This window comes from Massilia cellulosiltytica (assembly GCF_047325105.1).
Lineage (GTDB): Bacteria > Pseudomonadota > Gammaproteobacteria > Burkholderiales > Burkholderiaceae_D > Telluria > Telluria orientalis.
Genome location: NZ_CP168562.1, coordinates 7098470 through 7112773, shown reverse-complemented (window position 1 = coordinate 7112773; position 14304 = coordinate 7098470). Strand labels below are relative to the sequence as shown.

The window sequence follows — 14304 nt, the reverse complement described above, 5'->3', positions numbered from 1 at the left end:
TTAACGATGCTTGCTGCTTGAAAATTGATTCATGAAAGTATTTCCCGTGCAACAGTTGAAGTCAAATAAGAATTTCAATCGTGCGCACCCTGGGTCTGAACGTCACACTTTCGGCGTGGCCAGCAACGCCTTCAGGCTGGCAAGACGTTCCTTGGGCGTGAGGATTTCGTTTTCCTTCGGCGGCGCATCGCCCACGTCGAGTGCCATTTCCTTGATGAAGCGCGACGGGTCGCAATGCACGAGCTCGCCTGCCCGCTTGCGCTTCTTGCACCACGTGACGTGCAGGCTGCGCTGGGCGCGCGTGATGCCCACGTACATCAGCCGGCGTTCTTCCTGGATGCGGGCGGCGATCTTTTCGACGGGGTCGTCCGGATCGCCCTTGTGCGGCAGGATGCCCTCCTCGCAACCGACGAGGTAGACGTGCGGGTACTCGAGGCCCTTCGAGGCGTGCAGGGTCGACATGCGGACGGCATCCTGTTCCTCGTCCTGCCCCTCGAGCATGGACATCAGCGCCACCATCTGCGTCAATTCCAGCAGGTTCTTTTCTTCGCCGTCACGGTCGCGCCCGCCGCGGCCCCGCTCCTTCAGCCAGTTCAGGAACTCGAGCACGTTCTGCCATTTGCCCTGCGCCGCCTTGTCGTCGAAGTTCTCGTACAGGTAGTGCTCGTAATTCATTTCCTTCATCATGTCGTCGATCAGCTCGGCGGCATGGTCGCCACTGCCGGACGGCCCCGGACGCGTGGCGCGCGATTCCAGCTCGTTGATCCAGTGGCAGAACTCGCGCAGCGGATACAGCTGGCGCTCCTGCAGCAGCGCTTCGATGCCGCCCTTCAGTGCCGCCTCGAACAGCGAGCAGTTCCATTGCCCGGAAAATTCGCCCAGCTTTTCCAGCGTGGTCATGCCGACCCCGCGCTTGGGCGTGGTGATGGCGCGGATGAAGGCCGGGTCGTCGTCCTGGTTCGCGATCAGGCGCAGGTAGGCGATGATGTCCTTGATCTCGGCCTTGTCGAAGAAGCTCTGGCCGCCCGAGATCGTGTACGGGATGCGCTCCTTGCGCAGCGCCTGCTCGATCACGCGGGCCTGGTGGTTGCCGCGGTACAGGATCGCGAAGTCGGACCATTTGTTCTTGCGCTGGAAATGGTCGGCCGAGATCATGATGGCGATCTGGTCCGCTTCCGTCTCGTCGTTCGGCATGCCGAGAACCTTGATGGGCTCGCCCAGCCCGTGCTCGGACCACAGCGACTTTTCGAACAGTTTCGGGTTGTTGCCGATGACGGCGTTGGCCGCCTGCAGGATGCGCGTCGTGGAGCGGTAGTTCTGCTCCAGCTTGATCACGTTCAGGTCGGGGAAGTCCGTCTGCAGGGTGCGCAGGTTTTCCACCGACGCGCCGCGCCACGCATAGATCGCCTGGTCGTCGTCGCCCACGGCCGTGAACATCGGCTTCTTGCCCAGGCCCGTCACCATCAATTTGACCAGTTCGTACTGGCAGGTGTTGGTGTCCTGGTACTCGTCCATCAGCAGGTAGCGCAGGCGGCGCTGCCAGCGGTCGCGGATCGGCTCGTTATTGCGGAACAATTCCACCGGCAGGCGAATGAGGTCGTCGAAGTCGACGGCCTGGTAGGCCTGCAGGGTCGCGACATAGCTGCGGTAGATGCGGCCGGCCTGGGCTTCGTCCTCGTCGCGTGCGTCCCTGATCGCGTCCTCGGGGTCGACGAGGCCGTTCTTCCACAGCGAGATCGCGTTCTGGATGCGGCGGATTTCCTGCTTGTCGGTGGTGACGGCCAGGTCGGAGACGACTGTGTAGCAGTCGTCGCTGTCCATGATGGAAAACTTGTCCTTCAGGCCAACGCCGGCCGCTTCCTGGCGCAGGATTTTCACGCCCAGCGAGTGGAACGTGGACACCGTCAGCTGCTTGGCCTGCTTGGGTTGCTTGAGCAGCTTGGCGATACGCTCCTGCATCTCGAGCGCGGCCTTGTTCGTGAACGTGAGGGCGGCGATCGTGCGCGGATCGTAGCCGCGGTGCTCGATCATGTAAGCGATCTTTTGCGTAATGACGCGCGTCTTGCCCGATCCGGCGCCGGCCAGCACCAGGCACGGACCGTCGAGATAGAGCACGGCTTCGCTTTGCGGACCGTTCAGGCCGAAATTCGGGGTGTTGGACATTGGAAATATTGGAGAGGACAGCCCAGCATTGTAGCGAAGCTGGAAGCTCGTGCGTAACGTTCGTGTCGAATCCACGACGCCGCTTGAGTAAACCGCAAGCCGCCTCCACATGTGCGTTTTGCATCAGTCCCGCCAAGCATGCGCTAACATGACCGGGCAGCAGCCAACGAGGGATACAACATGAAATTTGAGCACCTGATCGAGATTAACGACCCGCTGAATCCGCTGGCGGACACGATGACACGCGAACAACTGTGGCGCGGCCTCGTGCTGCGCGCGGAAGATCCGAAGATGTTCGTGCCGCACCTGGACGAATGCACGATCAGCGAGCGCGAAAGCGGCAGCTTCATGCGCCGCCTGCGCTATGGCGACCTGGTCATCGACGACAAGGTGGTTCTGCACCCGCTGCACGAAGTCCGCTACGAAGTGCCGGCGCAGGGAGATATTGCCCAGTCGCTGCTGACGATGACCATCGAGGCGCCGTCCCAGGGCGTGATGTGGGTGCGTTTCCTGTACGACGACGGCAATCCGTCGGCGACCGACGAGACGGGCCGCATGTACGAGGATTTCAAGAAGTCGGCCTACCAGGAAGCCGACATCGATACGATCAAGATCGTGCGGCAGCTGGCGTCCGAAGGGAAGCTGGACGCCTCGCTGCTCAACTGATCACGTTCCCGGCTCGACCGAGTCGGGATCGATGTCGCTTTCTCCCTTCGCGAGATTGGCGGCGAGATCGCGCAACGCCGTGCGCACGCCCTCTTCGATCACGGGGTGGTAGAACGGCATCTCCAGCATCTGGTCCACCGTCAGGCGCGACTGCACGGCCCAGGCGAGCAGGTGGCCGATGTGTTCGCCGCGCGGCGCGACCATCTCGGCGCCGAGGAAGCGTCCCGTGCGGTATTCGCCGTACACGCGCAGCATGCCCTTGTTCTGCAACATGACGCGGCTGCGGCCCTGGTTCTCGAACGACACCTGTCCCACCGCGAACTTCGATTTGCCCGGCGCGCACAGCGCCTTGTAGCTGGCGCCCAAGGTGACGATGTTCGGTTCCGTGAACGCGGCCGTCAGCGGCGCGCGGCGCAGGCCGGGGCGGATGTCCGGGAAGCGGCCGGCATTGTCGCCCGCGATCTTGCCGTGGTCGGCCGCTTCCGGCAGCACGGGGCGTTCCTGGTTGGCGTCGCCCGCGATGAAGATGTGGCTGTTCCCGCATTGCATGGTGCGCGGATCGAAGACCGGCACGCCGCTGTCGTCCAGGGCGATGCCCGCGTGTTCCAGGCCCAGGCCGTGCACGTTCGGCGTGCGGCCGGCCGCCTGCAGCACGTATTGAAACCGTTCGGTGATGGCTTCGTCGTGGCGGCCCGTCGTCAGCACGACGTCGTCGCCGTCCTGTTCCGCTTTCAGGATGCGCGACTGGAAGTGGATGTCGAGTTCTTCGCACAGCACGCGCGATGCCGTCTTCAGCACGACCGGATCGGACAACTGCGCCACGCTGCCGCCGCGCGCGTACACGCGCGTGCGCACGCCCAGCCGCGCGAGGGCCTGGCCGAGTTCCAGTCCGATGACGCCCGTGCCGATCACGGCCACCGAGCGCGGCAGGTCGTTCCAGTAAAACACCTCGTCGCTCGTGATCACGCCGGAGCCCACATTTTCCAGCGTCGGCAGGCGCGTGGGGCTCGAACCGGTGGCGATGACGATGCGGCGGGCGTCGATCTCCGTGTGGTCGTCGACCTGCAGCGTGTGCGGATCGACGAAGCGGGCATGGCCGCGCACCTTGTCTTCATCCGGCATCGCGTCGACGCCTTCGACCACGAAGCCGACGAAGCGGTCGCGCTCGCGCCGCACGCGCTCCATCACGGCGACGCCGTCGATGCGGGTCGTCCCCGGATGGACGCCGAACTGGGGCGCAAGCTGCAGCATGTGGGCGGCCTCGGCGGCCGCGATCAGGAGTTTGCTGGGCATGCAGCCCACGCGCGCGCACGTGGTGCCGTACACGCCGCGCTCGATCAGCACCGTCCGCGCACCCTGCGCCTTCGCGGCGCGGTAGGCGACGAGGCCGGCGGTACCGGCGCCGATCACGGCGACATCGACCTTCAGTTTTTTCATCTGACCTCCGGGAAGTTCACGAGCGTGACGATACGCTGTTTTCAAGAACTCGGCTTGGACGTGAGTAATTTCAGATGTCGAGCGGATCCACTTCGAGCGACCACCGCACCCGCGACTTCATCGCCCGCAGCACGTCGACCCACTCGGTCAAGAATGCCTGCAGCGCCGGCCGCGAATTCGATTCGACGAGCAGTTGCGCGCGATCGACGTTGTGCACGCGGGTCATCGTCATCGGGATCGGCTCGTTAATGACGACCGTGTCCGACGGCACCGCGTCGCGCGCCGCCTCGAGGAATTCGATCGCCGTCGCCAGCTCGGGCGCCTCGGCACGCAGCAGCGCCTGGTACATGTAGGGCGGCAGCGCGGCCTGGTGGCGCTCTTCCAGCAGGCTGCCGGCAAAGCGGTCGTAGTCGTGCCGCATCACGGCGCCGTACAGCGGATGCTGGCAGTAGCGCGACTGGATCAGCACTTCCGACTCCAATCCCGCGCGGCCGGCGCGGCCCGCGACCTGCATCAGCTGCGCGAACAGCCGCTCGCTGGCGCGGTAGTCCTGCGAGAACAGCGCCGTGTCGGGATTCAGCACGCCGACGAGCGTCAGCCTTTTGAAATCGTGACCCTTGGCGACCATCTGCGTGCCGATCAAGATGTCGACGTCGCCCCGGTGCACCGTGTCGAACGCCTCCTGCGCGCTGCCCTTGCGGCGCGTGGAGTCGGCGTCGATGCGCAGGATGCGCGCGTCCGGGAACAGCGCCTGCAGACCTTCCTCGACGCGCTGCGTGCCGCGGCCCAGCGGCTGCAAATCGATGTTGCCGCACGTCGGGCACCCATGCGGGATGCGCAGCTCCAGTGAGCAGTGGTGGCATCGGAGCCGCCGCTCCGGCCGGTGCAGGACCATGAACGCGGTGCAGCGCGTGCAGTTGCTGATCCAGCCGCACGCCTCGCAGCACAGCACGGGCGCATAGCCGCGCCGGTTCAGGAACAGCAGCGATTGCTCTCCCCGTTCCATGCGCAGGCGCAGCGCCTGCATCAGCGTCGACGTGAGGCCTTCCTTCGGCTTGTCGCGCTCCATGTCGACCAGCTTCACGCGCGGGAGCACGGCGTCGCGCACGGCGCGCTCGCGCAGTTCGAGCCTGCGGTAGCGGCCCGTCTGCGCGTGGTGCCAGCTTTCCAGCGACGGCGTCGCGGAGCCCAGCACGATGGGGATGCCGAGCTGGCGCGCGCGCCACACGGCCAGGTCGCGCGCCGAATAGCGCAGGCCTTCCTGCTGCTTGTACGACGGATCGTGCTCCTCGTCGATGACGATCATCTTCAGGTTCGGCAGCGACGCGAGGATCGCCAGCCGCGTGCCCAGCACGATGCGCGCGCGGCCCGTATGCGCGGCCAGCCAGTGCAGCATGCGCTCGCCTTCCGAGAGGCTGCTGTGCAGCGTGGCCAGCATCACGCCCGGGAAGCGCGCGCGGATGTTCGCTTCCAGTTGCGGCGTCAGGTTGATCTCGGGGACCAGGATCAGGATCTGCGCATCGGCATCGCGCTGCAGGACTTGCGCGCAGGCCTGCAGGTAGACCTCGGTCTTGCCGCTGCCCGTGACGCCGTACAGCAGCAGCGGACTGAATCCTTGCGCGCCGCCGATCGCATCCGCCGCCTGCTGCTGGGCCGCGTTCAGGACAGGCATATCGGCCGGCGTGGGATCGTGCGCATCCGGCAGCTTGGCCAGTTTTTTCAGCGCCCGGTCCAGCGCCACCGTCGTCGACAGCCGCACATTCTTCGGCAGGCCCGGCATCGCCACCTCGCCCAGCGGCCGGTGGTAATACGCGGCGGCGAAGCGCGCCAGCGCGATCCACCGCGCCGGCAGCGGCGACAACTGGCTGCGCACGGCGAGCGCATCCTTCAGCTTGTCGGCCGGGACGTCCGTCTCGTGCTTGACGGCGACGATCAGCCCGACCGCCTCGCGCCGCCCGAAGTTCACGAGCGCCAGTTGCCCGACTTCCGGCTCGCTGCCGGGTTCGCATGCCCAGCGGTAGTCGAACAGGCTGTCGAGCGGCGTGTCGAGCGCGATTTGCAGGATGCAGTGGGACAATCCGGTACCTTGTCGAGAAGCTGTGGAAAACTGTGGAAAACTTTGTGGAAAATGGAAAAGTTGACCGTGGAGAAGGTTTACGCTAGATCAAAACGTTAGGAAATTCTCTACATAAATGCCGAAATTTTCCGTATAAATTCAATGACTTACGATTTTCGACTTTGAGCGGGTGAAATATCCCATCGCTTGCGCGCTTCTGTGCATAACTGTGCCTTTCCAGTGAAAAACTTCAGCGCAGTGCAGCATAATCTTGATACAACACTTGAAGAAAATCCGTAAACCACGGTAAACCAAGCACTTTTCCGGATTATTCACAGAACCTGTGCATAACTTTGTGAACAATAGGCTGAAAGCTTCGGTGGATAACTGGTCACTCCTCTGGGAGCACCTCGCCAGGCCGCCCTTGGCCCAGCATTAAATCCAATAAAATCAATCACTTACCATATTTTGACGGGCACTGTACATTTCTACAGTCCACGCTGATCGAATCCGATTTTTTGTGAATAAGTGTGATTGCCTGCTGACCGTGCTGCACAAAATGCAGCACGGATGCTGTGGAACGATCAGGCGGCGCGCTGGCGGCGGCTGAAGTCGTGGACCGCGTCGACCATCGCCGTCACGGATTCCGGCGGGGTGAATTGCGAGATGCCGTGGCCCAGGTTGAACACGTGGCCGTGGCCCGCGGACGGCGTGCCGTAGCTGGCCAGCGCCTTTTCCACTTCGGTGCGGATCTGGTCCGGGCCGGCGAACAGGATGGCCGGATCGAGGTTGCCCTGCAGGGCGACGCGGTCGCCCACCTGCGCGCGGGCGCGGCCCAGGTTGACGGTCCAGTCCAGGCCCAGCGCGTCGGCACCGATATCGGCCATGGCGTCCAGCCACAGGCCGCCGCCCTTCGTGAACACGATGGCCGGAATACGCGCGCCGTCCTTTTCACGCTGCAGCTTCGCGACGACCTTCTCCATGTACGCGAGCGAAAACTGTTGATAAGCGCCGTCGGCCAGCGCGCCGCCCCAGGAGTCGAAGATCATGACGGCCTGCGCGCCCGCGTCGATCTGGGCGTTCAGGTATTGCGCGACGGCTTCCGCGTTGATCTCCAGGATGCGGTGCATCAGGTCCGGACGCGAATACAGCATCTTCTTGATCGTGTGGAATTCGCGCGAGCCGCCGCCTTCCACCATATAGCAGGCCAGCGTCCACGGGCTGCCGGAAAAGCCGATCAGCGGCACGCGGCCGTTCAGCGCCGTGCGGATCGACGTCACGGCGTCGAACACGTACTGCAGCGACGCCATGTCGGGCACGCGCAGGGCGGCGACATCGCTTTCCGTGCGCACGGTGCGCTCGAATTTCGGGCCTTCGCCATCCTCGAAATACAGGCCCAGGCCCATTGCGTCCGGCACGGTCAGGATGTCGGAGAACAGGATCGACGCGTCCAGCGGATAGCGGTCGATCGGCTGCAGGGTGACTTCGGTCGCGAAATCCGGATTCTTGGCCAGGCCCAGGAACGAACCGGCTTTCGAACGCGTGGCGCGGTATTCCGGCAGGTAGCGCCCCGCCTGGCGCATCAGCCACACCGGCGTGTAGTCCGTCGGCTGGCGCAGCAGCGCACGCAGGAAGGTGTCGTTCTGGAGCGGGGCAAATTGTGGCATGGCTGACAATCCGTTCGCGGGTTGGGTGGGCAAACCTCTATTATCGCATCCCCGGGCCCCGCGCACCGCATCCACGTGGACATACGCTCGCGCGGCAGAGACTTATAATGCCTCTCTTCCCGCTGCCCGTCCCAGAACCGACCATGACCGACACCACCCGCAAGCAGGCCGCGCCCTGCGGCACCTGGACTTCCCCGATCACCGCCGCCGTCGTCGCGGCCGGCGCCACGCCGCTGTCGCAGGTACTGCTCGACGGCGGCGACGTGTTCTGGCTGGCCGGCCGCGCCAGCGAAGGCGGCCGCAACACGCTGCTGCGCCGCCGCGGCGGCCGGGTCGACGAACTGACGCCGGCCCCGTTCAACGCCCGCACCCGCGTGCACGAGTACGGCGGCGGCGCCACGCTCGTCGCGGACAGCCACATCTGGTTCTCGAACTTCGCCGACAACCGCGTCTACCGCCTCGACCGCGACGGCAGCGGCGAACCCGTTCCCGTCAGCGCGGGCGGCGACGAGCGCTGGGCCGACTTCGTGCTGGACCGCGCGCACCGGCGCCTGATCGGCGTGCGCGAAGATCACTCTGCCGGCGGCACCTACCCGGACAACACATTGAGTGCGCTCGGCGCGGACGGCACGGTCACGGTGCTCGTCGACGGCAACGATTTTTATTCGTCGCCGCGCATTTCCCCGGACGGCACCCACCTCGCGTGGCTGAGCTGGGACCATCCGCGCATGCCGTGGCAAGGCACCGAGCTGTGGCTGGCCGAGATCGGCGAAGACGGCACGCTGCTGGACGGCCGCCTGATCGCGGGCGGGGCAGACGAAGCGATCGTGCAGCCGGAATGGTCGCCGGACGGCACGCTGTACTTCGTGTCCGACCGCAGCGGCTGGTGGAACCTGTACCGCTACGAGCACGGCGTCGTGCATCCCGTGTGCCCGCGCGCGGCGGAATTCGGCGGCCCGCACTGGGTCTTCGGGAACAGCATGTACGGCTTCCGCTCGGCGCAGGAAATCGTCTGCACGTACATCGAGGATGGCGTGAGCCAGCTCGCACGGCTCGACGTGCGGAGCGGTCACCTCACGCCCATCGCCACGCCCTACGAACAGATCAGCGAACTGCGGGTCGAAGGCGACACGGTCGCGCTGCTGGGCGGCGCGCCCACGCTGGCGGCGGAAATCGCGTGCATCGATCTCGCGACCGGGCAGCGCGACGTGCTGGCGCGCTCGATCGAGCAGCTGCCCGACGTGAGCTACCTCTCCGTCCCGCAAAGCATCCGCTACCCGAGCAAGGGCGAGAAAACTGCGGACCGGACCGCGTACGCCTTCTACTACCCGCCCACGAACCGCGATTTCGTGCCGCAGCCGGGCGAGTTGCCGCCGCTGATGGTGATCGGCCACGGCGGCCCGACGAGCATGGCGGCCAGCACCCTGAAACTGGCGACGCAGTTCTGGACGAGCCGCGGCATCGCCGTGCTGGACGTGAACTATGGCGGCAGCACGGGCTTCGGCCGCGCCTACCGCGACCTGCTGAAGGGTCAATGGGGCGTGGTCGACGTCGAGGATTGCGTCGCGGGCGCCCAGTACCTCGTCGACAACGACCTCGTCGACCGCGAGCGCCTCGTGATCCGCGGCGGCAGCGCCGGCGGCCTGACGACGCTGTGCGCCCTCGCCTTCCACGACGTGTTCAAGGCCGGCGCCAGCTACTACGGCGTGTCGGATTTAAAAGGCTTGGACGCGGACTCGCACAAGTTCGAATCCCACTACAACGAATACCTGATCGCGCCGAAGGAAAGCGCCGACCGCGTCTACGCCGAGCGCTCGCCCATCAACCACACCGACAAGCTGCACCGGCCGATGATCTTCTTCCAGGGTCTCGACGACAAGGTCGTGCCGCCGCCGCAATCGGAAGTGATGGTGTCCGCGCTGCGCGCGCGCGGCGTGCCCGTCGCCTACATCACGCTGGCCGGCGAAGGCCACGGCTTCCGCAAGGCGGACAGCATCGTGCGCACGCTGGAAGCGGAGCTGTATTTCTACCTGCGCGTGTTCGGCATCCCCGTGCCCGAAAGCCTGCCGCCCATCGATATCGAGAACCTTGCCGCATGAGCGATGAGGTGTTGCATGCGGTCGTGGAAGCCTGCGACGAGCGCCGCAAGCTGATCCTGGCCTTGCTCGCGCTGGCCGGCGAGCCGATGGGACGGCGGCGCATCCACGACCATCTGGCGCCGCTGGAAGCGAGCAGCAACGAGGAAGACCTGGCCGAGCCGTTGGAGCGGTTGCGCGCCGATGGCCTGATCGGCGAGCTGCCGTCGCGCGGCTACACGATCGCCGCCGATGTCGCCTGGCCCGCCATCCAGTGGGCGCTGCGTGCGCGCCGGCTCAACGAGCTGCGCGAGGTCTACCAGCAGGTGACGCCGCTGCGCGTCGACTGGCAGGGCACGCCCATGCTGCGCAGCTACCGCCAGGGTGTCGCGCTGCTACGTTTCGCGCTGCTCGCCGGCGAAGGCCCGAAAGCCATCGCGCCGCTGCTGGCCGCGTGCCTGCGCTGCCACGAAGCGGCCTATCTGCATCCGCTCGTCGACATCTGCGCGCGCCCGTTCGAGCCCGACCTGATGGAGCGCATCAACGGGCTCGTACGCGACGACGTGCTCGCGGTGCTCGTCAACCACGTGCAGCGCGAGCCGGCCAGCGCGCCGGCGATCCGCGCGTATGCGGAAGAACACGTGGCACAGGGCGGCGCATCGATGGCGCTGCGCACGGCGCTGGCGGAACACCTGATCCTGTGCGGCCGCCTCGATGCGGCGGCCGACCTGCTCGTCGACCTCGACGAATCGGCGACACTCCATTACCGCAGCGTGCTGCAACTGCTGCGCGGCGACACGGAGCCAGCGCTGGCCGGCTTCGACAAGGCGTTGAAAGCGCTGCGGCGCGAGACGGGCAAGAGAAAAGCCGTCTTCGAAGGGATCGGCGGCCACCTGTACGTGACGGCGCTGCTGAGGAGCGCCGACCCGAAACATGCGAAGGCCGTGGAGTCCTACCTGGACAGCGCCACGCGCGCCGTGCAAAGCCACGATACGGCCGTATACCAGCAACTGTCGATGCTGCGCCAGATCCGCGGCGGCACGGTCGACGCGGAGGTGCTCCCGTCGCGCAACTGGGAGACGAGCCTGCAGCCCGTGATGTTCCGCGCCCTGCTGCACTGGTGGCTCGGCATGCCGCAGCTGGCGGACAAGCGCGCCATGCTGGAGCAGCAGTTCGACGTCGCGCGGGAAGCCGGGTTCGACTTCATCGCGGCGCAGATCGCCTCGGTGCTGGGGCAGCTGGGCATGGTCGGCATCGACCAGCAGGCGATCGCGCTGCGCCAGCAGCACCGCTTCGTCGACCTCGCGCTGTGGTTCGAGCGCGAGCAGCCGTGGGAACGCCAGCTGAACGCGCTCATCAACCTGCAGCCCGCCGTGAACGTGGAGGTGGTCAAGGAATCGCGTCTCGCGTGGCTCGTGAGCTGGGACGCGCACCTCGGCATCCGCGCCATCGAACCGAGGGAACAGAAGCGCGACGTGCAGGGCGGCTGGACGCGCGGCCGTCCGCTGGGCCTCAAGCGCCTCGCGGAAGAGGCGGCGGAGCTGGACTTCCTGACCGCGCAGGACGTGCAGGTCGCAAGCAGCATCGGCGCCTACCGCTACTACAGCGGCACCGGCACGCGCTACGAATTCGACCTGGACAAGGCCGTCGCCGCGCTGGCCGGCCATCCGCTGCTGTTCTGGATGGATGCGCCGGGCACGCGCGTCGAACTGCTGCCGGGCGAGCCGCAACTCGTCGTGCGCGCCGGTGGCGGCAAGGTCATGATCACGCTGGTGCCGCCCCTGCGCGAGCAGCAGGGCGAAGTCGTCGTCACGAAGGAGACGCCGACGCGATTGCGCATCGTGCGGGTAAAAGACGAGCACCGGCGCATCGGCGCCATCGTCGGCGACGGGCTCGACGTGCCGCTCGAAGCGGAGAAGCGCGTGCTGCAGGCGATCAGCGCCATCTCGTCCATCGTCACCGTGCAGTCGGACATCGGCGGCAGCGCGGCGGACATCGAGCAAGTGACGGCCGATCCGCGCCTCCACATCAACCTGCTGCCTTACCAGCAGGGCCTGCGCATCCAGGTGATGGTGCGGCCGTTGCCGGATGCGGGCCCTTACTTCCGCCCGGGCGACGGCACGGAAAGCGTGATCGCGGACGTGGGCGGCGTGCGTACGGAAGCGCGCCGCGACCTGAATGCGGAACGCGAGGCCGAGCGCCAGCTGCTGGCCGACCTGCCGGCGCTGGAGCACGCGGAAGACGAACATGGCGAATGGCTGCTCGCGGCGCCGATCCACTGCCTGGAACTCGTCGTGCAGCTGCAGGACCTGGATGCGGCGAAGGTCGTCGTCGCGTGGCCGGAAGGCGAATCGTTCCGCGTATCGAAGAAGATCACGTCGAAGTCCGTGCGCCTGCAGATCCGGCGCGACAAGGACTGGTTCGCCGCGAACGGCGAAGTGCAGGTCGACGAGAACAAGGTGATGGACTTGCGCGAACTGCTCGCGCGCGTGCGCGAAGACCGCTTCATCGCGCTCGGCGACAACCAGTTTTTGGCACTGACGCACGAGCTGCACCGCCGCCTGATGGACCTCTCCGCCTACAGCGATGCGGACCAGGAAGCGCTGCGCTTCCACCCGCTCGCCAGCTTCGCGCTGGAAGAGATGGCGCTGGAAGCGGGCGGCGTCGATGCCGATAAGGCGTGGCGCGCGCACCTGAAGCACATGCAGGCGAATGCGGAGTACCGGCCGCAGTTGCCGAACACCCTGCAGGCGGAGCTGCGCGATTACCAGGTCGAGGGCTTCGAATGGCTGTCCCGCCTCGCGCACTGGGGCGTCGGCGCCTGCCTCGCGGACGACATGGGACTCGGCAAGACCTTGCAGGCGCTCGCGCTGATCCTGTCGCGCGCACCGGGCGGGCCGACGCTCGTCGTGGCGCCGACGTCCGTCGCGACCAACTGGCTGGCGGAAGCGGAACGCTTCGCGCCCACGCTCAACGTGAAGCTGTTCGGGCCCGGCGACCGCGCCGCGATGCTGAAGGACGCGGGACCGTTCGACGTGATCGTTGCCAGCTACGGCCTGCTGCAGCTGGAGTCCGCGCTGTTCGACGGCATCCGCTGGCACACCATCGTGCTGGACGAGGCGCAGGCCATCAAGAATGCGTACACGCGCCGCTCGGCCGCCGTGATGGCGCTGACGGGCGATTTCAAAATGGTGGCCACCGGCACGCCGCTGGAAAATCACCTGGGCGAGTTGTGGAACCTGTTCCGCTTCATCAATCCGGGGCTGCTTGGCACTGCCGACCAGTTCCAATTGCGCTTCGCGGGACCGATCGAAAAGGCCTCCGACAAACGCGCGGAACTGGCGGCGCGCACGCGCCTGCGCCGCCTCACGCAGCCGTTCATCCTGCGCCGCACGAAAGCGCAGGTGCTGTCCGAACTGCCGCCGCGCACGGAGATCGTGCTGCCGGTGCAGCTGTCGGAAGAAGAGATGGCGCTGTACGAATCGCTGCGGCGCGAAGCGCTGGAACGCATCGCGGCGCTGGAGGCACCGCAGTCGCAAAAACAGATCCAGATCCTCGCGGAGATGATGAAGCTGCGCCGCGCGTGCTGCAATCCCGCCCTCGTCGCGCCGGAGAGCGGCATCCGCAGCAGCAAGCTGGAGACGTTCGCGCGCCTCGCGGATGAACTGCTGGAGAACCGCCACAAGGCGCTCGTGTTCAGCCAGTTCGTCGATCACCTCACCTTGATCCGCAAGCATCTCGACGAACGCGGCATCCGCTACCAGTACCTCGACGGATCGACGCCCATGCAGGAGCGGAAGCGCCGCGTGGACGCGTTCCAGGCGGGCGACGGCGACCTGTTCCTGATCTCGCTGAAGGCGGGCGGCGTCGGCATCAACCTGACGGCGGCCGACTACGTGATCCACATGGACCCGTGGTGGAATCCGGCCGTGGAAGACCAGGCCAGCGACCGCGCCCACCGCATGGGCCAGCAGCGGCCCGTCACGATCTACCGGCTCGTTGCGCGCCACACGATCGAAGAAGGCATCGTCGACCTGCACCGCCACAAGCGCGACCTCGCCGACAGCCTGCTGGAAGGGACGGACGTCGCCGCGCGCCTGTCGCCGGCGGACATGCTGGCCATGCTGCAGGCGGGGCTCGCCGGGTCGTCGGGCGCGCGTCCGGCGTCCGTCGAAGAGTGGCAAACCGGGTGAGGATGCATGCCGTTGCGGGCGCGTTGGCGGCGGATCACGTCACGACG

The 14304-nt window shown here is 66.3% G+C and carries 7 protein-coding genes; 3 read left to right on the top strand and 4 right to left on the bottom strand.

Annotated features, from left to right (window positions below; all coding sequences use genetic code 11):
• Window positions 1-102: 102 nt before the first annotated feature.
• The gene (locus tag ACEN9H_RS31320) at window positions 103-2163 is read right to left on the bottom strand and encodes a UvrD-helicase domain-containing protein (protein ID WP_056126171.1); all 2061 of its coding nucleotides are present in this window, start codon (window positions 2161-2163) and stop codon (window positions 103-105) included.
• Window positions 2164-2343: 180 nt separating this feature from the next.
• Between ACEN9H_RS31320 and ACEN9H_RS31315 the strand changes: the two genes are divergently transcribed.
• Window positions 2344-2829, top strand: a complete 486-nt coding sequence (locus tag ACEN9H_RS31315; RefSeq protein ID WP_413673258.1) for an SRPBCC family protein — start codon at window positions 2344-2346, stop codon at window positions 2827-2829.
• Here ACEN9H_RS31315 and ACEN9H_RS31310 read toward each other — a convergent pair whose 3' ends face one another.
• From ACEN9H_RS31310 to hemE, 3 genes are all read right to left on the bottom strand, one after another.
• Window positions 2830-4266 (bottom strand): dihydrolipoyl dehydrogenase, encoded by a 1437-nt coding sequence (locus ACEN9H_RS31310; RefSeq protein ID WP_413673257.1) that lies wholly within the window; start codon window positions 4264-4266, stop codon window positions 2830-2832.
• 70 nt (window positions 4267-4336) lie between these two features.
• Window positions 4337-6343: a primosomal protein N' gene (locus ACEN9H_RS31305; protein ID WP_413673256.1), complete on the bottom strand. Its 2007-nt coding sequence runs from the start codon at window positions 6341-6343 to the stop codon at window positions 4337-4339.
• A 563-nt stretch (window positions 6344-6906) separates the two neighbouring features.
• Window positions 6907-7989: a uroporphyrinogen decarboxylase gene (gene hemE, locus ACEN9H_RS31300; protein WP_413673255.1), complete on the bottom strand. Its 1083-nt coding sequence runs from the start codon at window positions 7987-7989 to the stop codon at window positions 6907-6909.
• A gap of 143 nt (window positions 7990-8132) precedes the next feature.
• On the opposite strand from hemE, the gene ACEN9H_RS31295 reads away from it, so the two are divergent.
• Together ACEN9H_RS31295 and ACEN9H_RS31290 are read left to right on the top strand one after the other, a co-directional pair.
• On the top strand, window positions 8133-10088 hold the full coding sequence (locus tag ACEN9H_RS31295) for a prolyl oligopeptidase family serine peptidase (RefSeq protein ID WP_413673254.1): 1956 nt from the start codon (window positions 8133-8135) through the stop codon (window positions 10086-10088).
• Window positions 10085-14257 (top strand): SNF2-related protein, encoded by a 4173-nt coding sequence (locus tag ACEN9H_RS31290; protein WP_413673253.1) that lies wholly within the window; start codon window positions 10085-10087, stop codon window positions 14255-14257. Before ACEN9H_RS31295 ends, ACEN9H_RS31290 begins: the two co-directional genes overlap by 4 nt.
• The last annotated feature ends 47 nt before the right edge of the window (window positions 14258-14304 follow it).